The organism is Mitsuaria sp. BK041, assembly GCF_014193085.1.
Taxonomy (GTDB): Bacteria; Pseudomonadota; Gammaproteobacteria; order Burkholderiales; family Burkholderiaceae_C; genus Roseateles.
In genome coordinates this window covers 494,460-518,072 of record NZ_JACHYT010000001.1, presented here as the reverse complement: position 1 = coordinate 518,072, position 23,613 = coordinate 494,460, and the positions used below count along the sequence as shown (strand labels likewise).

Annotated in this window: 22 protein-coding genes; 15 read left to right on the top strand and 7 right to left on the bottom strand. The window is 70.9% G+C overall.

Annotated elements, in window-relative coordinates; translation table 11 throughout:
* Positions 1-17 precede the first annotated feature (17 nt).
* Positions 18-800 carry an ABC transporter permease gene (locus FHT38_RS02275; protein ID WP_091721209.1) on the bottom strand — a complete coding sequence of 261 codons (783 nt, stop codon included), beginning with the start codon at positions 798-800 and terminating at the stop codon, positions 18-20.
* Entirely contained in the window at positions 797-1,753 is a 957-nt protein-coding gene (locus FHT38_RS02270) for an ABC transporter ATP-binding protein (RefSeq protein ID WP_255488579.1), read from the bottom strand. Before FHT38_RS02270 ends, FHT38_RS02275 begins: the two co-directional genes overlap by 4 nt.
* Positions 1,754-1,844: 91 nt before the next feature.
* On the opposite strand from FHT38_RS02270, the gene FHT38_RS02265 reads away from it, so the two are divergent.
* Complete coding sequence (locus FHT38_RS02265; protein ID WP_091721202.1) at positions 1,845-2,516, top strand: TetR/AcrR family transcriptional regulator; 672 nt, start codon at positions 1,845-1,847, stop codon at positions 2,514-2,516.
* 171 nt (positions 2,517-2,687) lie between these two features.
* Positions 2,688-3,023 (top strand): hypothetical protein, encoded by a 336-nt coding sequence (locus tag FHT38_RS02260; protein ID WP_091721197.1) that lies wholly within the window; start codon positions 2,688-2,690, stop codon positions 3,021-3,023.
* A gap of 70 nt (positions 3,024-3,093) precedes the next feature.
* Here the strand turns inward: FHT38_RS02260 and FHT38_RS02255 are convergent, their stop codons facing one another.
* On the bottom strand, positions 3,094-4,521 hold the full coding sequence (locus tag FHT38_RS02255) for a wax ester/triacylglycerol synthase family O-acyltransferase (protein ID WP_183489488.1): 1,428 nt from the start codon (positions 4,519-4,521) through the stop codon (positions 3,094-3,096).
* Positions 4,522-4,834: 313 nt separating this feature from the next.
* Between FHT38_RS02255 and FHT38_RS02250 the strand changes: the two genes are divergently transcribed.
* The gene (locus tag FHT38_RS02250; protein WP_091721188.1) at positions 4,835-5,086 is read left to right on the top strand and encodes an acyl-CoA-binding protein; all 252 of its coding nucleotides are present in this window, start codon (positions 4,835-4,837) and stop codon (positions 5,084-5,086) included.
* Positions 5,087-5,122: 36 nt separating this feature from the next.
* Here the strand turns inward: FHT38_RS02250 and FHT38_RS02245 are convergent, their stop codons facing one another.
* Positions 5,123-6,214 carry an aminopeptidase gene (locus tag FHT38_RS02245; protein WP_183485066.1) on the bottom strand — a complete coding sequence of 364 codons (1,092 nt, stop codon included), beginning with the start codon at positions 6,212-6,214 and terminating at the stop codon, positions 5,123-5,125.
* Positions 6,215-6,239: 25 nt separating this feature from the next.
* Entirely contained in the window at positions 6,240-8,318 is a 2,079-nt protein-coding gene (locus FHT38_RS02240) for a molybdopterin oxidoreductase family protein (RefSeq protein ID WP_183489485.1), read from the bottom strand.
* Positions 8,319-8,524: 206 nt separating this feature from the next.
* Here FHT38_RS02240 and FHT38_RS02235 point away from each other — a divergent pair, with 206 nt between their 5' ends.
* The 6 genes from FHT38_RS02235 (at position 8,525) to gshA (ending at position 15,429) form a co-directional block, all read left to right on the top strand.
* Positions 8,525-9,658 carry an ABC transporter substrate-binding protein gene (locus FHT38_RS02235; protein WP_183489482.1) on the top strand — a complete coding sequence of 378 codons (1,134 nt, stop codon included), beginning with the start codon at positions 8,525-8,527 and terminating at the stop codon, positions 9,656-9,658.
* A 183-nt stretch (positions 9,659-9,841) separates the two neighbouring features.
* Positions 9,842-11,056: a M20 aminoacylase family protein gene (locus FHT38_RS02230; RefSeq protein ID WP_183485060.1), complete on the top strand. Its 1,215-nt coding sequence runs from the start codon at positions 9,842-9,844 to the stop codon at positions 11,054-11,056.
* Between the two features lie 56 nt (positions 11,057-11,112).
* Positions 11,113-11,712 (top strand): DUF1415 domain-containing protein, encoded by a 600-nt coding sequence (locus FHT38_RS02225; protein WP_091721170.1) that lies wholly within the window; start codon positions 11,113-11,115, stop codon positions 11,710-11,712.
* 230 nt (positions 11,713-11,942) lie between these two features.
* Entirely contained in the window at positions 11,943-12,551 is a 609-nt protein-coding gene (locus tag FHT38_RS02220; RefSeq protein WP_183485057.1) for a cysteine hydrolase family protein, read from the top strand.
* Positions 12,552-12,647: 96 nt separating this feature from the next.
* The gene (locus FHT38_RS02215) at positions 12,648-13,664 is read left to right on the top strand and encodes a GlxA family transcriptional regulator (protein WP_183485054.1); all 1,017 of its coding nucleotides are present in this window, start codon (positions 12,648-12,650) and stop codon (positions 13,662-13,664) included.
* Between the two features lie 298 nt (positions 13,665-13,962).
* A complete protein-coding gene (gshA, locus tag FHT38_RS02210) occupies positions 13,963-15,429 on the top strand; it encodes a glutamate--cysteine ligase (RefSeq protein ID WP_254783375.1) in 1,467 nt (488 codons plus the stop codon).
* A gap of 10 nt (positions 15,430-15,439) precedes the next feature.
* On the opposite strand, the gene FHT38_RS02205 is transcribed toward gshA, so the two are convergent.
* Positions 15,440-15,931, bottom strand: a complete 492-nt coding sequence (locus FHT38_RS02205; RefSeq protein WP_091721154.1) for an acyl-CoA thioesterase — start codon at positions 15,929-15,931, stop codon at positions 15,440-15,442.
* 185 nt (positions 15,932-16,116) lie between these two features.
* Here FHT38_RS02205 and FHT38_RS02200 point away from each other — a divergent pair, with 185 nt between their 5' ends.
* The 6 genes from FHT38_RS02200 (at position 16,117) to FHT38_RS02175 (ending at position 22,413) form a co-directional block, all read left to right on the top strand.
* Positions 16,117-17,841, top strand: coding sequence for a cyclic nucleotide-binding domain-containing thioredoxin-disulfide reductase (locus FHT38_RS02200; RefSeq protein ID WP_183489479.1), 1,725 nt, complete (start codon positions 16,117-16,119; stop codon positions 17,839-17,841).
* 160 nt (positions 17,842-18,001) lie between these two features.
* Entirely contained in the window at positions 18,002-18,184 is a 183-nt protein-coding gene (locus FHT38_RS02195; protein ID WP_091721147.1) for a hypothetical protein, read from the top strand.
* Between the two features lie 80 nt (positions 18,185-18,264).
* The gene (locus FHT38_RS02190) at positions 18,265-20,481 is read left to right on the top strand and encodes a TonB-dependent siderophore receptor (RefSeq protein WP_183489476.1); all 2,217 of its coding nucleotides are present in this window, start codon (positions 18,265-18,267) and stop codon (positions 20,479-20,481) included.
* Positions 20,482-20,491: 10 nt separating this feature from the next.
* A complete protein-coding gene (locus tag FHT38_RS02185) occupies positions 20,492-21,682 on the top strand; it encodes a PepSY domain-containing protein (protein WP_183489473.1) in 1,191 nt (396 codons plus the stop codon).
* Positions 21,683-21,711: 29 nt separating this feature from the next.
* The gene (gene fur / locus FHT38_RS02180) at positions 21,712-22,173 is read left to right on the top strand and encodes a ferric iron uptake transcriptional regulator (protein ID WP_091721138.1); all 462 of its coding nucleotides are present in this window, start codon (positions 21,712-21,714) and stop codon (positions 22,171-22,173) included.
* Positions 22,174-22,242: 69 nt separating this feature from the next.
* The gene (locus FHT38_RS02175; protein WP_183489470.1) at positions 22,243-22,413 is read left to right on the top strand and encodes a hypothetical protein; all 171 of its coding nucleotides are present in this window, start codon (positions 22,243-22,245) and stop codon (positions 22,411-22,413) included.
* 129 nt (positions 22,414-22,542) lie between these two features.
* On the opposite strand, the gene FHT38_RS02170 is transcribed toward FHT38_RS02175, so the two are convergent.
* On the bottom strand, positions 22,543-23,496 hold the full coding sequence (locus tag FHT38_RS02170; protein WP_183492364.1) for an NAD(P)-dependent oxidoreductase: 954 nt from the start codon (positions 23,494-23,496) through the stop codon (positions 22,543-22,545).
* Positions 23,497-23,613: the final 117 nt, after the last annotated feature.

Here is a 23,613-nt window from a genome sequence, read left to right as displayed (position 1 = left end):
GCGGTCGTCGCGACGGTTCAGTGGCGGATCTTGTAGCCGCGGCGCAGCAGCTCCAGCGCGACCGCGGCCACCGCGGCGAAGGCGATCGCCACGACGCCCAGGCTCACCCACGGCGAGGCGTCGCTGACGCCGAAGAAGCCGTGGCGGAAGCCGTCGATCATGTAGAAGAACGGATTCAGGTGGCTCACGCCCTGCCAGAACGCGGGCAGCGAATGCACCGAGTAGAAGACGCCCGACAGGAAGGTCATCGGCATCACGATGAAGTTCTGGAAGGCGGCCATCTGGTCGAACTTCTCCGCCCACAGGCCGGCGATCAGGCCGAGCGAGCCCATCAGCCCCGCGCCCAGGATCGCGAAGGCCAGCACCCACAGCGGCTTGGCCATGCCCGGCGGCGCGAACCACACGGTGGCGACGAACACGCCCGCGCCGACCATCAGCCCGCGGATCACCGACGCGCCGACGTAGGCCAGGAACCAGGCCCAGTGCGAGAGCGGCGTGACCAGCAGGAACACCAGGTTGCCGGTGATCTTGCTCTGGATCAGCGAGGAGCTGCTGTTCGCGAACGCGTTCTGCAGCACGCTCATCATCACCAGGCCCGGGATCAGGAAGCTGGTGTAGCCGACGGTGCCGTAGACCTTGACGTGGTCCTCCAGCACGTGGCCGAAGACCAGCAGGTAGAGCACCGCGGTCAGCACCGGCGCGCCCACGGTCTGGAAACCGACCTTCCAGAAGCGCAGCACCTCCTTGTAGAAGAGCGGACGGGCGCCCTCGAGGCGGATCGGGAAATGGCTGGCGCTCATGCGCGGCCCCCTTGCATGATTTCCAGGAAGACGTCCTCGAGGTCGGCGCGGCCGATCTCCAGGTCCTCGATGGGCACGGCGGCCTGGCGCAAGGTGGCCAGGATCTGCTCGACCTCGGCCGCGTCGTGCGCGGTGAGCTGGACAATGCGGCCGGTGATGCGGGCGCGCTCGGCCAGCGCCAGCGGCAGCGCGGAGTCGGTCTTGAACTGCAGCATCGTCGAGGCGGTGCCGGCAAGCAGCTCGGAGGTGCGGTTCAGCGCGACGATCCGGCCCTGCTTGAGCATCGCGATGCGGTGGCACAGCGCCTCGGCCTCCTCGAGGTAATGCGTCGTGAGCAGGACGGTGTGGCCCTCGCGGTTCAGGCGCGCGATGAACTGCCACAGCGTCTGGCGCAGCTCGACGTCGACGCCGGCGGTGGGTTCGTCCAGCACGATGACCGGCGGCCGGTGCACCAGCGCCTGCGCCACCAGCACGCGGCGCTTCATGCCGCCGGAGAGCTGGCGCATGTTGTTGTGGGCCTTGTCGGCCAGGCCGAGGTTGAGCAGCAGCTCGTCGATCCAGTCGTCGTTGTGGCGCACGCCGAAGTAGCCGGACTGGATGCGCAGCGTCTCGCGCACGCTGAAGAACGGGTCGAAGACCAGTTCCTGCGGCACGATGCCCAGCTTCTTGCGGGCGTTGGCGTAGTCGTCCACGACGTCATGGCCCAGCACCGACACCTGCCCGCCGCTGGCGCGCGACAGACCGGCCAGGATGCTGATCAGGCTGGTCTTGCCGGCGCCGTTGGGGCCGAGCAGGCCGAAGAACTCACCGGGCTGGATGTCGAAGCTGACGCCGTCCAGCGCGCGGAACTGGCCGGCCCGGTAGGTCTTGCTGACGTTGCTGAATCGCAGGGCGGGCGGACCGCCGGCCGGCGCGGGCATGGCGGCCGGCTGTTGTTGGGGGCTTGCGGGCATGGGCGCGGATTGTAGGGAGCGGGGCCGTCCCGTGCCCGCCTGGGGTCATGACAGAATGCGCCCACCTCCCCCCACCCACGCCCACGGGCCCATGGCCACCAAGAAGCCGCGCCGCACCGCCGAACGCATCCTCGAAGTCACGCTGGACCTCTTCAATCGCTTCGGCGAGCCGAACGTCTCGACCACGCTGATTTCGGCGGAGCTCGGCATCTCGCCCGGCAACCTGTACTACCACTACCCGGCCAAGGACGAGCTGATCAACGCGCTGTTCAACCGCTACGACAAGTCGCTGTCGGAGCTGCTGGGCGCGGTGGGCAATGTGCGGAACGTGGAGGACGCCTGGCTGTTCTTCCACATGCTGTTCGAGCTGATCTGGCAGCACCGCTTCCTGTACCGCGACCTCAACGACCTGCTGTCCAAGAACCGCAAGCTGGAGACGCACTTCCAGCATGTGCTGGAGCAGAAGACGCAGGCGATGGTGGGCCTGCTGGGCGGGCTGCAGGCCAGCGGCGCGCTGACCATGCAGGTGCGCGAGGCCGTGCCCACCGCCAACGCGATGGTGGTGCTGCTGAGCTACTGGCTGAGCTACGAATACGTGCGCGATCCGCGCAACGCGCTGGAGCCCGACCGCGCCGGCGAGGCGCTGATGCGCGGCGCCTTCCACGTGCTGGGGCTGCTGCTGCCCTACCTGGAGCCGACCTCGCGGGACCACCTGTTCCAGCTGGCGGGCAAGTACCAGGCGCCCGCGGACGGCACGGCCTGACCCCCGGGAGCCGCCCTAGCGCTTCGGCGGACTAGCATCCGGTCCCGCGGCGGGCCTCCGAGGAAACCCTGGCATCGTGCGCGGCCAGCCCCCCTGGTCGCGGTTGGCGTCGAAAAACGACACCCTATAAATTAGGGATATCGCATTCAACGACCTCTAGGGACCGACTCCATGACGCGCATCCTGATCTCCGCCGCCCTGCTGGCCCTGGCCGCCCCGATGGCGCATGCCGCCGCCGCCTCTGCCGAGAATGCCGACGCCAAGGCCCTGCGCGCCGAGTGCGCCAGCCAGCACGCGGTGCGCTTCGAGCAGCCGGCCGCCGCCAACGAGTACCGCTTCGTCTACAACCGCGGCGAGTACCGCGGCGAGGCCACTTCCGGTCAGCCGGTCGCCTGCGCCCAGACGCAGTACGCCGAGTACCTGGCCAGCGCCGACCCGGTCAAGGTGATGTCCGCCTACCCGACCGCCGCCGGCCGTCCGCAGCCGGCGAAGAAGGCCGCCAAATAAGGCGTCCTGCCCCAGCGACGAACGCCGCCCCCGGGCGGCGTTCTGCATGGCGCGGACGGCGGGCCGGCGCTCAGTCCTTCGTCTCCCACGGGAGCATCAGCGCCAGCGTGAGCAGGTGCTGGAACTCGGGCTCGAAGTGGGCCACGATGGCCTGCGGATCGGGGCACAGCCCGGCGTCGGCGATGAGGCCGAACTGCACTTGGCCGGCGTAGGTCAGGATGCTGATGCCCAGGCTCATGTCGCCGGCCTGCGGCGCCCAGAACATGACGCGCTCGACCGCCGAGTCGCACAGCCGCAGCGTCTGCGCCGGGCCCGGCACGTGGGTCATCAGCGCCGTCGCCTTGCGCGACAGGGTCTTGAGCATCGCCCGCTGCGCCGCCTTCTCGACCGTGCCGGAGGTCGCCATCAGCCCCAGCGACAGCGCCGGCTGCAGGCTGTTCTTGAGCGCCTGCGTCTGCGCGTGCACCGCGTAGAGCCGCTTGACCGGATTCGTGATGCCCACCGGCATCGGCAGCGGCACCATGCCGAAGCGGTTGCCCAGTTGCCAGGCCGTCTCCAGCGGCCGCAGGTTGACCGGCACCAGCGCGCGGATCTCCTGGCCCTCGGTGTCGTCGCCGTGGCCGCGCAGGTAGAGCCCGATCGCGCCGGCGACGCAGCTCAGCAGCACGTCGTTCACCGACACGTTCATCGACTTGCCCACCGCCTTGACGGCGTCCAGCGCCAGCGGCGCACCCCAGGCCACCCGCTTGGCGCGGCCGGCCTTGCCCTTGAGGCGGGTCTTGGCGTCATCGGGCGCCTCGGTCAGCGCCGCCGCGTCCTCCAGCACCTGGCGGCCGAGCCGCTCGGCCGGCGAGGCGGCCGCGGCGCCCGAGCGGTCCGAGCCGGCGCGTTCCTGGATCTCGCGCACCGTCCAGGCATGGATCGGCTTGACCATCGCGTCGGCGAGCCATTCGGGCTCGGCGTCCTCGGCGCTCGCGACCGAGCCGGCCTTCGCCGCCTTCCCCACCGGGGTCTTCTTCGGTCCCGCCGCCGCCTGCGCCGGCGGCACCGCGCCGCCATCGGTGATCGACAGCAGCACCGCGATCAGCGCGATGCCGTCGGCGATGCAGTGATGCACGCGCGCGATCAGCGCGCTGCTGCCGTCGTAATGCTCGATCAGGTGCAGCTGCCACAGCGGCCGCGACGGATCGAGCGGCTCGGCGGCCAGCTCGGCCAGGCGGTCCTGCAGCGCGCCTTCCAGCGGTCGGCCGCGGCGGCGCGGCAGCGTCTCGGGCACCACGTGGCGGGCGATGTCGACCTCGGCGTCCTCCACCCACCAGGCGCTGTCGCCGGTTTCGACGACGCGCTGCCGGAAGCGCGGGAAGCGCAGCAGCCGCTCGGCGACGCGCCGACGCAGGTCCTCGAGCGCGATGGTCGGCTTCAGCAGCAGCACCCCGTGGATGATCATGCGGTTGGCCTCGGTGTCCAGGCGCAGCCAGGCGGTGTCGACCTTGGACATCGGCTCCGCGTCACGCGGGAGGCCGGCAGGCTTCGCGGCCCTCGCGGACGACGCCGACCGCGCGGGCGGTGCGGCCGTCTTCGACGGCGTGGACTTGGCGCTCCGGCGGGAGGGCGACGGGCGCGACGCGGCGGAAGTGGGCAATGCGGTCTCCTGGCGGAAGGGGTTCTGGCGGCGGGCGATGCGCTCCCGATGATGCGTCATCTAGAGAGGCGGCCCCAGTCCGCGCCGGGAGGTGGGCTGGGTAACATCGCGGCCGTCCGTCCCGATTGTCGCCAACGGGACGCCCTGCTCATCGCCACGGGAGACACACATGAGCCTCAAGGACCAGTTCGACGCGGCCGTCGCCGATTCCAAGACCCTGCCCGAGCGGCCGGACAACCAGACCCTGCTGAAGCTGTACGCGCTGTTCAAGCAGGCCACCGCCGGGGATGTCGAGGGCGATCGCCCCGGCATGACGGACTTCGTCAACCGCGCCAAGTGGGACGCCTGGAAGACGCTGGAAGGCAAGACCAGCGACGAGGCGATGCAGGACTACATCGACCTGGTCGAAGGCCTGAAGTAAGCAGCCTCGCAAGCGGCTCTCCAAGCGGCTTCGGCCTCAGCGGGACAGCGCCGCCCGGCGCTCGTCCTTGGGCAGCTTGGCCAGTCGCTGGACTTCCGCGTAGAAGCGCGGCCAGTCCCCGTCCAGGCGCTCGAACAACCGGAGGAAGTCCGGCACCAGGTCCGTGTAGCTGCCCTGGATCGCCAGCGCCGGCGTGTTCAGGCCCGAGACCCAGCGATCGAAGCGCGTGTCACCGCCCCAGCGGTCCCGCTTCATCGCCTCGTAGTCGGCGCGCAGCCGCGCGAAGGCCGCGGCCTTGCCGGCGCGCTTCTCGTCGTCGCTGGCGGTGCTGCGGAAGACCTCGCGCAACTGCTCGCGCGTCGCCTTGAGCAGCGCCTGGACCTCGTCCTGCCGGCGGCGCGACTGCTCGTCCTCGCGCAATGCGTCCGGGCGGTCCTTCAGCCAGCGCGCGACGCCGATCTGCTCGACCGCGGTCGCGAAGCTCTCGTTGAAAGTGGTGTCGTCATTCGCGTAGGCCACCTGGTGCGCGAGCTCGTGGAAGATCATCCGCGCAAGCTGCCCCTCCGGATACCGGATGAAGGTGTTGAGCAGCGGATCGCCGCCCAGCCAGTTGCTCCAGCCCAGCGAGGAATAGGCCGGCACGCCGTACACGTAGGGCTCGTAGCCGTCCTGGCGCAGCTGCTGCGCGAGCGCGCGCGCGGCCTGCGGATCGAAGTAGCCGCGGTAGCCGGCGCAGCCCATGATCGGGTAGCACCAGGTCTTCAGCTGCAGGCTCAGCTCCGGCGTCGCGACGACGTTCCACACCGCGGCGCCGCGCTTGAGGTCGGCGTAGCGGCGGTAGCTGTCGTTGTCCGGCAGCTTCAGCTCCGACGATGCATAGGCGCGCAGCGCCTGCGACAGCACCAGTTGCTGGCGGACTTCCGGATCCAGGTCGGGCTGCGCGAGCCAGTCGTCGACCGGCTTGGCCGCGCGCACCAGCGACAGATGGCCCGACAGCGACTGCCCGTAATAGGACAACTGCGCGCAACCGCCCAGCGCGAACAGCGCCAGCAGCAGCGGCGCGAGGCACAGCGCCTTCAGTCCGCGAGGGATCCGCGTCGCGATCGGCGTCGTGATCCGCGTCGTCATCGGCGTCGCCGTCCGTGCGCGGCGCTCAGGCCGCGGCGACCTCGACCAGGCAGTCGTAGAAGCACGGCGCGCGGCCCATGTCGGTGAGCCGCTGGTGCGTCACCTCGTTGACATTGCGGCCGTCGGCGCCGAGCTTGCGCCACCAGATGCCCAGTCCGTGCACGACGCCCTCGCGCGCGCGGGCGCTGACGTCCAGCCGGCAGGCATAGCTGCCGCGGTCGTTGAAGACCCGCACCAGCTGTCCATCGGCCAGGCCGCGCGCGGCGGCGTCGCCGGCGCTCATCTCGAGCACCTGCTCGCCTTCGATGTCGCGCAGGCTCTTCACGTTCACGAAGGTGCTGTTCAGGTGGTTGCGCGCCGGTGGCGAGATCATCGCCAGCGGGTACCGCGCCGCCAGCGCCGGCGCGCTGGACCGGCTCTCGTAGTTGGCCACGTAGTCCGCCCCGCGCGCATCGGCCTTGCCGCTGGCCGACGGGAAGCCGCCCTCGGCGAACGGCGCCTCCTTGAGCGGCAGCTTGAACCAGCCGCGCTCGCGCAGCTGGGCCAGGTCGATGTCGTCGCGGAAGGCCTGGCGCAGCAGCGCCTCGTCGTCGTCGTGGAAGGCGGGCTCGTCGAAGCCCATCGCCGCGGCGAGCTCGCGGAAGATCCGCGTGTTGGACCGCGACTCGCCCAGCGGCGCGACCGCCGGCTCGTTGACCAGCACGTCGGTGTGGCCGTAGCTGGTGTGGATGTCCAGGTGCTCGAGCTGCGTGGTCGCCGGCAGCACGTAGTCGGCCAGGTCGGCGGTGTCGGTCAGGAAGTGCTCCAGCACCACCGTGAACAGGTCGGGCCGCTGGAAGCCGGCCACCACCTTCGGCGACTCCGGCGCCACCGCGACCGGGTTGCTGTTGTAGACGACCAGCGCCTCGATCCGCGGCCCGAAGTCGGGCGAGGCCTCGCGCAGCAGGTCGTCGCCGATGGTGCTCATGTTGATCGTGCGGGAGGGCCGGCCGGCGCGCAGCTCGGGACGCTCCAGCGTCGGGTTCTTGAAGGGCGCGAACCAGCCCGAGCTCGACAGCAGCAGCCCGCCCGCGCGATGGCGCCAGGCGCCGGTCAGGCAGGGCAGCAGCGCGATCAGGCGCACCGCGTTGCCGCCGCCGCGCACGCGCTGCATGCCGTAGTTCAGGCGGATCGCCGCCGGCGCCAGCGTCGCGTAGTCGCGCGCCAGGCCGCGCACCTCGTCCGCGGTCAGGCCGCATTCGGCGGCGGTGCGCTCGGGGGGCCAGGCCAGCGCCTTCGCGCGCAGCTCCTCCCAGCCGTCGACATGCCGGGCGATGTAGTCGTGGTCCAGCCAGTCCTGGGCGATCAGCTCGTGCATCAGGCCCAGCGCCAGCGCGCCGTCGGTGCCGGGCAGCAGCGCCAGGTGCTGGTGGCACTTGTCCGCGGTCTCGGTCTTGCGCGGGTCGATGCAGATCAGCTTCGCGCCCTCGCGCTTGGCCTGGTTGGCGAAGGTCCAGAAATGCAGGTTGGAGGCGATCGAGTTGCTGCCCCAGATGAGGATCAGCTTCGATTCGGCGAAGTGCGGCAGGTGCATGCCGACCTTGTGCCCGTAGGTGGTCGTCAGCGCCGCGCCGCCGGCCGAGGCGCAGATCGTGCGGTCCAGGCAGGACGCGCCGAGCCGGTTGAAGAAGCGACCCGCCATGGCCTCGCCCTGCAGCAGGCCCATGGTGCCGGCATAGCTGTAGGGGAGGATGGCCTGCGGGTCGCGCGCCGCGATCGCCTTCAGGCGGCCGGCGATCTCGGCGATCGCCTGGTCCCAGCCGATGCGCTCGAAGCGCGGCGGCTCGTGCTTGGCGTTGCCGCGCTTGAGCGGGTGCAGCACGCGCTCCGCGTGGTAGGTCCGCTCCGGGTAGCGCGAGACCTTGGTGCACAGCGCGCCGTGGGTGCTGGGATGGTCCGGCTGGCCCTGCACCTTGACGACCTTGCCGTCCTCGACGGTGATGCGCAGGGCGCAGGTGTCGGGGCAGTCATGCGGGCAGGCGCCCTTCACCACCCGCGACGGCGGTGCGGGCGTCCGGGCGAGGGCCGGATCGTCATGGTGATGGGCCGGTGGCGGAAGATTCACGATCGGTTCTTGGAGAGCGGGCGAGGAACGTCAACTATTGCACAGGCGCCACACGCTTGCGCTTTCTTACCGAACATGGTGACGACGCTTGGCGCACGAACCGCTAAGCTCGCTTGCTGGGGGCCGAAATAGGTCGTGTCGAGCCTCCTGGCGTCAGTCGCTCAGGCAGGCGCCACAACATCTATCGCACCCCCTGGGAGCCTCTCTTGGATCGCCGCCAACTCCTCGCCTCCGCCAGCGCCCTGGGCGCGCTCGCCACCCTGCCCATCCCGACGGCCGTCCGCGCGCAAGGCAAACGCCTCGTGCTGGGCCAGTCGGCGCCGCTGACGGGCGCGGCCTCGCAGTTGGGCCTGCAGATGCAGGCCGGCGCGAAGCTCTTCTTCGACGCGCAGAACGCCGCCGGCGGCATCAACGGCACCCTGATCGAGCTGCGCACGCTGGACGACGGCTATGAGCCGGACCGCTGCAAGGCCAACACCGAGAAGCTGATCGCCGACGACGTCTTCGCGCTGTTCGGCTACGTCGGCACGCCGACCTCGCTGGCCGCGCTGCCGCTGGTCAACCAGGCCAAGATCCCGTTCGTGGCGCCCTTCACCGGCGCCGAGGCGCTGCGCGATCCGTTCAGCCCCTGGGTCTATCACGTGCGCGCCTCGTATTACGACGAGACCGCCCTGATCGTGAAGCAGCTGTCCCACCTGGGCCTGATGCGGATCTCCGTCTTCCACCAGAACGACGCCTACGGCAAGGCCGGCCTGGACGGCGTGCTGCGCGCGATGAAGCCGCTGTCGATCCAGCCGCTGGCCACCTCCACCGTCGAGCGCAACAGCGTCGACGTCGCCAAGGCGGTCAAGGACCTGGTGCAGACCGGCGCGCCGCCCGAGGCCATCGTCATGATCAGCGCCTACAAGAGCTGCGCCGCCTTCATCCGCGCCGCGCGCAAGGCCGGCTACGGCGGCGTGTTCTACAACGTCTCCTTCGTCGGCACCCAGGCGCTGCTGGAGGAACTGGGCAAGGACGCGATGGGCGTGGTGGTCAGCCAGGTCATGCCCTACCCGTTCGGCACCCAGGTCGGCGTGGTCCATGAATACCAGCAGGCCGCGACCAAGGCCGGCCAGAAGTTCAACTACACCGCCATCGAGGGCTACATCGGCGCCAAGGTCATCAGCGAGGGCATCCGCCGCGCGACCCGCCCGACCCGCGAGGGCCTGGTCGCCGGGCTGGACAGCCTGCAGAACTACAACCTCGGCGGCTTCAACGTGAACTTCCGGCCCAACAAGCATGTCGGCTCCAGCTTCGTCGAGATGACCCTGCTGACCAGCGACGGACGCGTGAAGCGTTGATCCGGCCTTGATCCGGCAGTGACGCGGCGCTGATCGCCCGGACGGGCGCGGCGGCGTCGGGCACCTTCGCGGTGCGGCGGGTACACTGGCCCGACACAGCGGCGCCGCCCTGAGCGGCGCCGCGGCCTTTCTGGCTCGCGGCAAGCCCGACGCGCTGTCGCGATGACATCGGAGTGCCCGCCCATGAAGCTGATCGAACCCATCCTGGCCGACGCGCCGGCCATCGCCAAGCTGCGACGAGACCTGCACGCGCATCCTGAACTCTGCTTCCATGAAGACCGCACCTCGGACGTGGTCGCGAAAGCGCTGACCGACTGGGGCATCGAGGTCCACCGCGGCCTGGGCAAGACCGGCGTGGTCGGCATCATCCCGGGCCGCGACGGCGGCAGGAGCGGCCGCACGCTGGGCCTGCGCGCCGACATCGACGCGCTGCCCATCACCGAGCACAACACCTTCGCGCACGCGAGCAAGCATCCCGGCAAGATGCATGCGTGCGGCCATGACGGCCACACCGCGATGCTGCTGGCCGCGGCCAAGCACCTGGCCGCGCATCGCGACTTCGACGGCACCGTCTATGTCGTCTTCCAGCCCGCCGAGGAGGGCGGCGGCGGCGCCCGCGAGATGATCAAGGACGGCCTGTTCCGCAAGTTCCCGATGGAGGCCATGTTCGGCGTCCACAACTGGCCGGGCATGGCCGCCGGGCAGTTCGCGCTCAAGACCGGACCGGTCTTCGCCTCGAGCAACGAATTCAAGATCGTGATCAAGGGCAAGGGCGCGCACGGCGCGATGCCGCACCTGGGCACCGACCCGGTGGTCGTGGCCGCGCACCTGGTGCAGGCCTTCCAGACCATCATCACCCGCAACAAGCGGCCGATCGACGCGGGCGTGATCTCGGTGACGATGATCCACGCCGGCGAGGCGACCAACGTGATCCCCGAGCGCTGCGAGCTGCAGGGCACGGTGCGGACCTTCACGCTGGAGACGCTGGACCTGATCGAGCGCCGCATGCGGCAACTGACCGAGGCCACGGGCACCGCCTTCGAGGTCGAGTGCGAGTTCAGCTTCCACCGCAACTACCCGCCGACGATCAACCACCCGGCCGAGACCGAATTCGCCCGCGGCGTGCTGACCGAAATGCTGGGCGCGGCCAATGTGCAGGAGTTCGAGCCCACCATGGGCGCCGAGGACTTCAGCTACTACCTGCAGGAAGTGCCGGGCTGCTACTTCCTGATCGGCAACGGCGACGGCAGCCACCGCGAGGGCGGCCACGGCCTGGGGCCCTGCATGCTGCACAACCCGAGCTACGACTTCAACGACGAGCTGATCCCGCTGGGCGGCTCGATGTGGGTCCGGCTGGTCGACGCCTGGTTCAAGCGGCCGCGCCCGGCCCAGGCCTGAGGGCCGCCCCCGCCCTCCGCGCCCCGCCCTCTTCTTCGACTCCAGCCCCACGCCCGATGACCGCCCCGATCGCGCCCGACCAAGAGAAGACCGTCCGCGAGGACACCCAGCGCTGGCTGCAGCGGGCCGTGATCGGCCTGAACCTGTGCCCCTTCGCCAAGAGCGTGGAGGTCAACCAGCGCCTGCGCACCGTGGTCAGCGCGGCGCACACGCCGGAGGAACTGCTCAAGGACCTGGCGCGCGAGCTGCTGGCGCTCAACCGCGCCGATCCGGAGGAGACGGAGACGACGCTGCTGGTCCATCCGTGGGTGCTCAACGACTTCCTGGACTTCAACGACTTCCTGGGCGCGGCCGACGCGCTGGTCGAGGACCTGGACCTGGACGGCGTGCTGCAGGTGGCCAGCTTCCACCCCGACTACCAGTTCGAGGGCACCGACGCGGACGACGTCGACAACTTCAGCAACCGCTCGCCCTACCCGACGCTGCACCTGCTGCGCGAGGAGAGCATCGAGCGGGCCGTCGAGACCATGCCGGACACCGACGCGATCTACGAGGCCAACATCGACACGCTGCGTCGCATCGGCCGCAAGGGCTGGGACGCGCTGGACCTCGAGGCCAAGCTGCCGCTGGCCCAGCGCACCACGCGCGAGGACTGATCGGTCGAGTGGCGAGGCGCCGCGCCGCCTTGCTCCTCTCCCTCCTGCCAAGGAAAGCGCCGCGCCGCCTTGCCGCCTCTCCCGCTTGCGGGAGAGGGGCGGGGGTGAGGGCTGCGATCGTGGCACGTCCGATGTCCTGATTTGACCGCGACTGGTCCTGCGACGGCGCGACGCCGCGCGCGTCCGTCGGCACGATGGCGTCCATCACCCACTGCTCGATGGAGCCCCCGATGACCGCCGCCACCGCCTTCCGTCCCGACGCCGACACCGCCGTCCTGCTGATCGACGTCCAGGAATCCTTCCGCCACCGCCCCTACTGGGACCCGGCCGGCTTCGAGCCCTACATGGCCCGCACCAACGCGCTGCTGACCGGCGCCGCCGCACGCGGCCTGCCGATCGTGCGCATCCTCCACACCGACGGCCCGGCCACGCCGGACAACCCCTTCTCGCTGGTCAGCGGCCACGTGCGCCCAATGGCCGAGCTGGCCAACGTGCCCATCGCCGCCGAGTTCCTCAAGCGCCGCCACAGCGCGCTGGCCGGCACCGGCCTGTCGATCTGGCTGACCGAGCACGGCATCCGCCGCCTGATCGTCGCGGGCATCCGCACCGAGCAGTGCTGCGAGACGACGACGCGCCACGCCAGCGACGAGGGCTGGACCGTCGACTACGTGACCGAGGCGACGCTCACCTTCCCCATCCGGCATGCCAGCGGCGTGGTCGTCGGCGTGGACGAGCTCAAGCTGCGCACCGAGGTGGCGCTGCAGGACCGGTTCGCGCAGATCGTCGACGTCGAGGCGGCGCTCGATCGCGCCACCCAGCGCAGCGCCGTCGCGGCCTGATGGTCGGCGGGTCCACGGCGCGGCGCGCTCGCCCGCGCCGGGAGCCCGCTCTCCCTTGAGCCCCATTCCCGAATGCCCCGGGGGCATACTGCCGCGATGTCCTTTCCTGACTCTCCCCTGGCCGCGCGCCGACCGGACGACAACCCGGTCGACGTCTGGATCCTGGTCGAGCGCCACACGCTGCTGCTGGACCTGGCCGGCGCGGCCGAGGCGCTGCGGCTCGCCAACCAGGCCTTGCGCCGCCGCGGCGAGCCGGAAGCCTTCCGGCTGCGCTACTGCGCCGCGTCGCCGACGGCCTCGAGCTCGGTCGGCCTGACGCTGGCCGCGCTGGAGCCGCTGCCGGCGCTGGGGCCGCGCGACTGGCTGATCCTGAGCGGCCGCCGGCATGCGCATCCGGACGACCCGGCGCCGGGCGCCGTCGAGCGCGAGGAGGAACTGCGCATCGAGCGCTGGCTGCATCGCGAGGGCACGGCGCTGCTGGCCGGCGGCGAAGGCCGGCTGCTGAGCATCTGCGCCGGCGCCCTGCTCGCGGCCCGGGCCGGGCTGCTCGAGGGCCGGCGCTGCACCACGCACCATGAATCGCTCGACGCGCTGCGCGCCGCCGCGCCCGGCGCGGACGTGCAGGCCAACCGGGTGTTCGTGCTCGACGGCCCGCTGGCCAGCAGCGCCGGCATCACGGCCGGCATCGACCTGGTGCTGGCCCTCATCGCCGAGCACTGCGGCGAGGCGCTGGCTGCGTCGGTGGCGCAGGTGATGGTGGTCTACCTGCGGCGCGGCGCGCAGGACCCGGAGCTGTCGCCGATGCTGGCGCACCGCCACCACCTGCATCCCGCGCTGCACCGGGTGCAGGACGCGATCTGCGGCGACCCGCGCGCGGACTGGAGCCTGGCTCGGATGGCCGAGGTCGCCCATGTCACGCCGCGCCACCTCACCCGGCTCTTCACCCAGCACGGCGGCACCACGCCGCTCGACTACCTGCGCGCGATCCGGCTTGAACTGGCCCGGCGTGAGCTGGCGCGGGGCCAGCGGCCGGCGCAGGCGGCCCTGGCCGCCGGCTTCAGCTCGGATCAGCAGCTCCGGCGCACGCGACGACGGATGAGCGCGCCGGCCTGAGCCGCTGCGTTCCCCACCGGAGCGGGTCCCGCGCCGGCCCGCTGCGAGTCCGGCCCAGGGCGGGCCCCCGAGGCCTCCTCCGGCCTGCGGATTGCCCGCAAGTTGCGAGGGATTGCCGGCCGTTGACCCGCTGAAGGCCGGTCGATCGCCTCACCCCGCTTAGCACAAACCCGAGAAAGCCAAGTCAAGCGGGATTCGTGCACATCTGTTAACTTGCGCGCCCACATCGAACGAGGAGCGGGTTTTGAGCGATTGGCTGAAGCGACTGGAGGCCCTGGATCCGGCCCGTCTGGCGGGCATGCGCCGCGGCGTGGAGAAGGAAAGCCTGCGCGCGCTGCCGACCGCCGCCTCGCTGGCGCTGACGCCGCATCCGACCGCGCTCGGCTCCGCGCTGACCCATGAGACGGTCACCACCGACTTCAGCGAGTCGCAGCTGGAGCTGATCACCGGCGTGCATGCCTCCGCCGAGGCCTGCCTGGCGCAGCTGACCGAGATCCACCAGGCCGTCTACCGCAGCCTGGGCGAGGAACTGATGTGGGCGTCGAGCATGCCCTGCCTGCTGCCCGCCGATGAAACCATCCCCATCGGCCGCTACGGCGCCTCCAACATCGGCCGCGCCAAGAGCGTCTACCGGATGGGCCTGGGCCACCGCTACGGGCGGCGCATGCAGACCATCTCCGGCATCCACTACAACTGGTCGATGCCGGGCCTGGACAACGCCGACCACTTCGCGCTGATCCGCAACTTCCGCCGCCATTCCTTCCTGCTGCTGACGCTGTTCGGCGCGTCGCCGGCGCTGTGCGCCAGCTTCGTCGCCGGCCGCGAGCACGGCCTGCAGCCGCTGACCGACGGCACGCTGCACATGCCCCACGGCACCTCGCTGCGCATGGGCCGCCTCGGCTACCAGAGCGACGCGCAGGCCTCGCTGGCGGTCAGCTACAACAGCCTGGACGGCTACGCCGCCTCGCTGCAGGACGCGCTGACCCGCCCCTACCCCGCCTACGAGAAGGTCGGCGTGGTCAATCCGGGCGGCGAATACAACCAGCTGTCGACCACGCTGCTGCAGATCGAGAACGAGTTCTACGGCACGATCCGCCCCAAGCGCACCATCCGCTCGGGTGAGCGTCCCCTGCATGCGCTGCGCGAGCGCGGCGTCGAATACATCGAGGTCCGCTGCATGGACCTGGATCCGTTCGAGCCGGTCGGCATCGCCGCCAGCACGATGCGTTTCCTGGACATCTTCCTGCTGCACTGCTGGCTGACCGACAGCCCCAACGACACGCCGGACGAACTCGGCGCGCTGGCCCGCAACCAGCACCGCACCGCCTCGGCCGGACGCGAGCCCGGCCTGAAGCTGGAGCGCCGCGGCGGCGAGATCGCGCTGCGCGACTGGGGCCGCGAGCTGCTGACCGACTTCGCGCCGATCGCCCGCAAGATCGACGAGGCGCTGGGCGGCTCGCTCTACCGCGAGGCGCTCGCCCAGGCCGTCGAGCGCTGGGAGCGGCCGGACGAGCTGCCGTCGGCGCGGGTGCTGGCGGCGATGAGCGCCGGACACCGGTGCTCGCACCTGGACTTCGTCGCGGCCCGCTCCGAGGCCGCCCGCGCCCATGTGCTGGCGCAGCCGATGCCCGAGGGCCTGATGGCCCGCTTCGAACAGTCGGCGCGGGCCTCGCTGGAGACGCAGGCGGCGATCGAGGCGGCCGACACGGTCGACTTCGAGACCTTCCGCCAGCAGTACCTCGATCCGGCGCAGCTGCGCGGCTGAGGCCGCCGGCTCAGCCCGGCAGGGTGGAGCTGCGCAGCTCGTCGTGCCGGCGCTGCAGTTCCTGGCGCAGCTTCTTGCGCTCGATCGCGGCTTCCCAGCGGCGCTTCTCGTCGGGGGAACTCGGCGACAGCGGCGGCACCGGCACCGGCCGGCCGTCCTCGCCGACGGCCACCATCGTGAAGAAGCAGCTGTTGGCATGCCGCACCACCTGGTCGCGGATGTTCTCGGTGACGACCTTGATGCCGATCTCCATCGACGAGGTGCCGGTGTAGTTCACCGAGGCCAGGAAGCTGACCAGCTCGCCGACATGGATCGGCTGGCGGAACATCACCTGGTCCACCGACAGCGTCACCGTGTAGCGACCGGCGAAGCGGCTGGCGCAGGCGTAGGCGACCTGGTCGAGCAGCTTCAGGATGGTCCCGCCGTGCACGTTGCCGGAGAAGTTGGCCATGTCCGGCGTCATCAGCACGGTCATCGTCAGTTGGTGGGAAGGCAGGTCCATGGCGAAGGCTCCGGAACGGATCGTGAAGGAAGGGGCGGCCGCCATGGTGCCAGAGTCGGCGGCGACCCCCCTCCCCCGGAGGCGCAGCGGCCGTCCGTCCCCCGCCCGGCGCCGCGCGCCGCGCTCTCCCGTCCGGCGCTTGCCGCTGGCCCGCCCGTCGGTTAGGGTGCGCGCCAGGAGGTCCCATGGCCCAGGTCCAGCAGCCCAGCATCGCCGACACGCGCGGTGCCCAGATGTTTCCCACGCTCGGCGTCGCCGACATCGCGCGCGTCGCGCGCTTCGGCCGGTTCCGGCGCTATTCCCAAGGCGAGTGGGTCGTGCGTGCCGGCGATGCCGGCATGGGCATGACCCTGATCCTCAGCGGCGAGATCACCGTCTCCCAGCGTGACAGCCTCGGCCACGTGACGCCGATCCACCGGCACGGCCCGGGCGGTTTCCTGGGCGAGGTTGGCCAGCTCAGCGGCCGGCCCTCGTTCATCGACGCGATCGCGGAAACCGAGGTCGAGGCGGTCGAGGTCAGCCCGCCGCAGCTGCGCGCGCTGCTGATCGCCGAGGCCGACCTGGGCGAGCGCCTCACCCGCGCCTTCATCCTGCGCCGCGTCGGCCTGATCGAGGCCGGCGCCAGCGGCGCGACGCTGATCGGACGGGCCAAGGCCGCGCCGGTGATGCGGCTGCGCAGTTTCCTCGGCCGCAACGGCTATCCGCACCAGCAGCTCGAGCCCGACCAGAACGACGACGCCAAGGCGCTCGCCGACCAGTACATGAGCGAGGGCGTGCAGATGCTGGTCATCTGCCCCGGCGGCGACGTGCTGGTCGACCCGACCGACGAGGAGGTCGCCCGCTGCATGGGCATCGTCGACATGCGCGAGCGCCCCGAGCTCTACGACGTGGCCATCGTCGGCGCCGGCCCGGCGGGCCTGTCGGCCGCGGTGTACGCGGCGTCGGAGGGGCTGTCGGTGCTGGTGATGGACTGCCGCTCGTTCGGCGGCCAGGCCGGTGCGAGCTCGCGCATCGAGAACTACCTCGGCTTCCCGACCGGCATCTCGGGCCAGGCGCTGGCGGGCCGGGCCTTCGTCCAGGCCCAGAAGTTCGGCGCCGACATGCTGATCCCGGCCAAGGTCACCGAGATGAGCTGCGAGCGCCACGGCGAGGACGACGAGCTGCGCCTGGCGCTGGAGGACGGCCGCACGGTGCGGGCCCGCACCGCGGTGATCGCCACCGGCGCGCGCTACCGCCGTCCCGACCTCGACGCGCTGGCGCGCTTCGAGGGCCGGGGGGTCTGGTACTGGGCCTCGCCGATCGAGGCCCGCATCTGCAGCCGGCAGACGGTGGTGATCGTCGGCGGCGGCAACTCGGCCGGCCAGGCGGCGGTGTTCCTGGCCAATCACGCCGCCAAGGTGATCATGCTGGTCCGCGGCCCGGGGCTGGCGGCGACGATGTCGCGCTACCTGATCGACCGCATCCAGGGCACCGCCAACATCGAGCTGCTGCCGCACCAGGAGCTGTGCGAGCTCGAAGGCGGCGACTCGCTGGAGGCCGTCTGCTGGCGCGACCGTCGCAACGGCCAGCAGCGCCGGCTGGCACTGCAGCACCTGTTCATGTTCATCGGCGCGGAACCCGAGACCGGCCTGATCTCGCAGTGCGGCCTCGAACTGGACCAGGCCGGCTTCATCATCACCGGCCGCGCCTGCGCCTGCCCGCTGTCGCAGTACAAGCCGGAGCTGCTCGAGTCGAGCATCCCGGGCGTCTTCGCGGTCGGCGACGTGCGCTCGGGCTCGGTCAAGCGGGTCGGCGGCGCGATCGGCGAAGGCGCGCAGGTGGTGGCCAGCATCCACCAGTACCTCGCCCGCCAGGACGCCGAGCGCGCCGAACGCACCACCCCGGCGGCGGCCGCCCGCGCGACCGTCTAGCGGTCGCCCGGCCTTCGCCCCCCCTGCCGCCCCCAAAAGGGGCGGCAGCGCTTTCAGCCTCCGCTTTCCCACCGCCCAAACGGGAGATCCCGCCACCCAGCCGGGCTGCGCTTCGCTCTAGAATGCGAATAATTGTTATTTGCAAGCTGAGCGTCCGCCGATGTGGTCTCCCGAATCCCGCCGTCTCTGGTCCTGGCCGATCGCGCTGGGCGTGCTGAGCACCTCCGGCCTGCTGTCGGCGCTGGTGTCGGACGCCTGGGGCGACGTCTGGTCGTGGATCGGCCTGGGCGTGCCGGTGGCGGTGATCGCCTGGTTTGCCTGGCGGCCCCGCAAGGCGGCCTGACGCCCGTCACCCATACCGTGCCGGCCCGGCGCCGGCCGCTGTCCCTCCCCGAAGAAGAACTCCCTCCAGGTCCCCGTCCCATGAATCACTTCCCGAAGCGCCCGCTGGCGCTCGCCATCGCCCTGGGCCTGTGCGCCCTCGCCGCCCCTGCCGCCTTCGCGCAGGACGCTCCCAAGGACAAGGACGGCGACGCGCCCTCCCAGTTGCCGGTGGTGACCGTCAGCGCCACCGCGGACAAGCAGGGCCTGTCCAAGGCCTATGCCGGCGGCCAGGTGGCGCGCGGCGGGCGCGCCGGGATCCTCGGCACCAAGGACAACCTCGAGACCCCGTTCTCGATCACCGCCTACACCAACGAGCTGATCCAGGACCGCCAGGCCAGGAGCGTCGCCGAGGTGCTGCAGAACGATCCCGGCATCCGTGCCGCGCGCGGCTTCGGCAACTTCCAGGAGGCCTACTTCATCCGCGGCTTCATCCTGAATTCGGACGACGTCGCCTACAACGGCCTCTACAGCCTGCTGCCGCGCCAGTACATCGCCTCGGAGCTGTTCGAGCGCGTCGAGGTGCTGCGCGGCGCCTCCGCCTTCCTGATGGGCGCGAGCCCCAACGGCAGCGGCATCGGCGGCAACATCAGCCTGCTGCCCAAGCGCGCGCCGGTCGAGCCGCTGACGCGCCTCACGGTGAACGCCGGCAGCGGCGGCGCGGGCGGCGCGGCGCTGGACGTCGCGCGGCGCTTCGGTCCGGACAAGGCCACCGGCGTGCGCTTCAACGCCGCCTACCGCGACGGCGGCACCGCGGTCGACGACGAGAAGGCGCGGACCAGCGTCGTCGCGCTGGGCGTGGACTGGCGCAGCCGCGACGTCCGCCTGAGCGCCGACCTGGGCTGGCAGGACAACCAGCTCACCCGCACGCGCCCCAGCGTCACCGTCAACGGCCTGAGCGCGATGCCGGCGCTGCCGGACAACAAGGCCAACTACGCCCAGCCCTGGACCTATTCCAACGAGCGCGACGCCTTCGGCACGCTGCGCGGCGAATGGGACCTCAACGACGCCGTCACCGCCTGGGCCGCCTACGGCGCGCGCCGCAGCAAGGAAGCGAACCGGCTGGGCAACCTCACGGTCACCGACGCCGCCACCGGCGACGGCACCTTCTACCGCTTCGAGAACGGCCGCAAGGACAGCGTCGACACCGGCGAGGCCGGCCTGCGCGGCAAGCTGCGCACCGGCTCGGTCGGGCATGAATGGGTGGTCTCGGCGGCCGTGTTCTCGCTGGACACGAAGAACGGCTACGCGATGGACTTCCTGAACACGCAGCCGACCAACCTCTACACGCCGGCCCGGAGCGCGCTGCCCGCGTTCTCGGACAGCGTGTACGTCGGCAACAGCGTCGACGACCCGCGGCTCAACACCCGCATCCGCAACCGCAGCGTCGCCATCGGCGACACGCTGTCGCTGCTGGACGACTCGCTGCTGATCACGCTGGGCCTGCGTCACCAGACGCTCAAGGTCGACTCGATCAGCGCCACGGTCCGCTTCCTGGACACGATCACGCCGGGTGGCGTCGTCACCACCTACGACCGGAGCAAGACCAGCCCCGTCGCCGGCATCGTCTACCGCCTGTCCAGGCAGCTGTCGGTCTACGGCAACTACATCGAGGGCCTGAACAAGGGCGACAGCCTGGCCGCGCAGAACGGCCAGCCGGCGCGCGACCTGGCGCCCTACGCCTCCAAGCAGAAGGAAGTCGGCCTGAAGTACGACGGCGGACGCCTGGGCTTCGGCGCCTCCTACTTCACCACCGACAAGCCGCGCGCGGTGCTGGCGCGGGACACCGCCCAGGGCGAGGACCGCCATCGCGGCGTCGAGCTGACCGCCTTCGGCATGGCCACCCGCGAGCTCAAGGTGCTGGGAGGCCTGACCTGGCTGGACGCCAGGCAGCACGGCACCGGCGTGGCCGCCACCGAAGGCAAGCGCACGCTGGGCATCGCGCGGGTGCAGGCCAACCTCGGCGCCGAATGGGAAGTCCCCGCGCTGCAGGCCCTGGCGCTGGACGCGCGCGTCGTGCACACCGGCAAGGTCTTCGCCGACAGCGCCAACACGCTGCGCGTGCCGGCCTGGACCCGCCTGGACGCGGGCGCGCGCTATCTGTTCGAGGTGCAGGGCACGCTGCTCACGCTGCGTGCGCGGATCGACAACCTCACCAACCGCAAGTACTGGGCGTCCGCGGGCGGCTATCCGGACCAGAGCTACCTGGTCGTCGGCCAGCCGCGCAGCGTCAACCTGAGCCTGGCGGCCGACTTCTGAGGACACGACGATGCTGAGCTCGCGCGCCATCCGCGTCTGGAGCTGGTTCCACAAGTGGACCAGCCTGGTCTGCACGCTGTTCATGCTGCTGCTGTGCCTGACCGGGCTGCCGCTGATCTTCCATCACGAGATCGGCCACCTGCTCGGCGACGAGATCGAGGCCCCCGTGCTGCCCGCCGCCATGGACGCGCAGCGGGTCTCGCTGGACGTCATGGCCAAGGCCGCGAACGCGGTGCATCCGACCCGTGTCATCCAGTACGCCGGCGAGAACGAGGACGACCCGCGCCTGTGGTGGTTCACGCTCGCGCCGACGCCGGCGCCGACCGAGGACTTCAAGTCCGTCGCCGTCGACGCCCGCACCGGCCTGGTGGTGCGCGAGTACCGCGTCGGCGAGGGCTTCATGGACCTGATGCTGCGCCTGCACGTGAACATGTTCGCGGGCCTGCCGGGCAAGCTCTTCCTCGGCTTCATGGGCCTGCTGCTGCTGATCGCGCTGGTCAGCGGCGTGGTGCTGTATGCGCCGTTCATGCGCAAGCTGGACTTCGGCGCGGTGCGCAAGGACCGCTCCACCCGCGTCAAGTGGCTGGACCTGCACAACCTCGTGGGCATCGTCACGCTGGTGTGGTGCTTCGTCGTCGGCGCGACCGGGATGATCAACACCTGGGCCGACCTGCTGGTGAAGTACTGGCAGTACACCGAGGTCTCCACGCTGCTCGCCCCCTACCAGGGCCAGCCGCTGCTCGCGGCCAGGGACCGCGGTCCGCTGCAGGCCTCGCTCGACACCGCGATGCATCACGGCCAGCAGCGCAAGGTCTCGTTCATCGCCTTCCCGGGCACGGCCTTCTCCAGCCCGCACCACAACACGATCTTCCTGAAGGGCACCACGCCGCTGACCTCGCGGCTGCTGCAGCCGCTGCTGGTGGACGCCCGGACGGCGCAGCTGACAGCGGCGCCGGAACTGCCCTGGTACCTCACCGCGCTGCTGGTCTCGCAGCCACTGCACTTCGGCGACTACGGCGGCATGCCGATGAAGATCCTGTGGGCGCTGCTGGACGTGGCGACCATCGTCGTGCTGGGCAGCGGCCTCTACCTGTGGCTGCGCAAGCCGCAGGGCGCCCGCAAGGGCGCTCCGGGCGGCGCCGCGGCCGACGCATCGCCGGACCCGGACGACGCCCCGAACCCCGAAACCGCGGCCGCCTGATCGCCAGTCCGCACCTGCCCTGCCCGCCCATGCCCGACTCGCACAAGCCCGACTCCCCCAAGCACCAGATCGAGAGCCTGCAATCCAGCGGCCTGAAGGCGACGCTGCCCCGCATCAAGGTGCTGCAGATCTTCGAGCAGTCGAACCAACGCCACCTCAGCGCCGAGGACGTCTACCGCCAGCTGCTGCTGGAGGAGGCCGACATCGGCCTGGCGACGGTGTACCGGGTGCTGATGCAGTTCGTCGAGGCGGGGCTGCTGGCGCGGCAGCATTTCGAGTCGGGCAAAGCGGTGTTCGAGCTCAATTCCGAACAGCACCACGACCACATGGTCTGCCTGGCCTGCGGCCGGGTGGAGGAGTTCTACGACGCCGGCATCGAGCAGCGCCAGCGCGAGATCGCCGAGGAGCGCGGCTACGAGCTGGTGGAGCATGCGCTGGCGCTGTACGGCCTGTGCTCCAACCCGGCGTGCCGGGCCCGGCGCCAAAGGTGATGGGCGCGTCGATCAGCGGGTCGCCGTGGCGCGAGGCGCACAATCCGGCGATCCCCTGTTGAATACTGTATGGACATACAGTACATTGCCATCCATCGCAGCCACTTCCGGCTGCAGCAGGAGATGGCAATGCAGATGCTCAAGCAAACGGTCTGGACCTCGTTGAACAACGCGGATGCCTGGGTGGTCTGCATCGGCGTCATGTCCTGCGTGGGGTTGGCGACCGGTCTGCTGGGTTGACAGCCTAGCTTCCGCCGCCGCCTTCGTTCCGTCCGCGGAGCCGGGGTCCCCTGTCCAGGGGACCTTTCTTTTCAGTTCTCAAGTCTTCGTCCGCTGCCCCCTGGGGCCGCGGACTTTTTTTTGGCGGCTTCAAAGCGGCGTCAGCACGGCTTCGCCCGCCTCCCAGCGCCGGGCGTTCTCGAGGAACAGGTCGACGGTCGCCTGCACCGACTCGGGCGACCATCCGGCGATGTGCGGCGTGAGGATCACGTTGGGGAAGCCGAGCAGGGCCTCGGGCGGTTTCGGTTCCGATTCATAGACATCGAGCGCCGCGCCGCCGAGCTCGCCGGCCGCAAGCGCCGCGGCCAGCGCGGCGGTGTCGACCAGGCTGCCGCGCGCGATGTTGACGACGTGCCCCTGCGGCCCGAGCGCCTTCAGCACCTCGGCGTTGACGATGTGCCGGGTGGCGGGGCCGCCGGGCGCGGCGACGATGAGGAAGTCGGCCCACCCGGCCAGCGCCAGCGCCGAGTCGAAGTAGCGCGAGCCCAGCGCGTCATGGCGTTCCCGGCGGTTGTGATAACCGACCTCCATGTCGAAGGCCAGCGCCCGCTTGGCGATGCGCAGCCCGATGGTGCCCAGGCCCAGGATGCCCAGCTTGCGGCCGTTGACGCTGGGGCGCAGCGGCAGCGCGTCGCGCCAAAGGCCGGCGCGCAGCGCGCCCTCCTGCTGCGGGAGCGCCCGCACCGAGGCCAGCAGCAGCGCCATTGCATGGTCCGCGACGCAGGAATCGTTGGTGCCCGCGCCGTTCCACAGGGTGAGGCCGCGGGCCCGGGCGGCCGCCAGGTCGATGGCCTCGTAGCCGGCGCCCTGCGCCGCGACGGCGCCCAGCCGGGGCATCGCCGCCATCTCGTCGGCGCGCAGGCCGACCGCGCCGATGGTCACGACCAGCTCGATCTCCGCGCCCTGCCCGGCGACCGCCTGGGCGCGCGCCTCGGCGGTCGGCGCGTAGATCACGTCATAACGCTGGCGGAACTGGGCCAGATGCTCCTCCGCCGTCGGCATCAGCACCAGCAGCTTGCGGCGCGAGGACGTGGGAGCAGGCATCGAGGGATTGGCGGACACGGCGACCTCATGGGGCTGGAAGTTCGCCGGCCATGATAGGAGCGCCCATCCCCCGGGCCGCCGGAGCACGGACGCGTTTCGCACGCGGGGAGCCGGGAC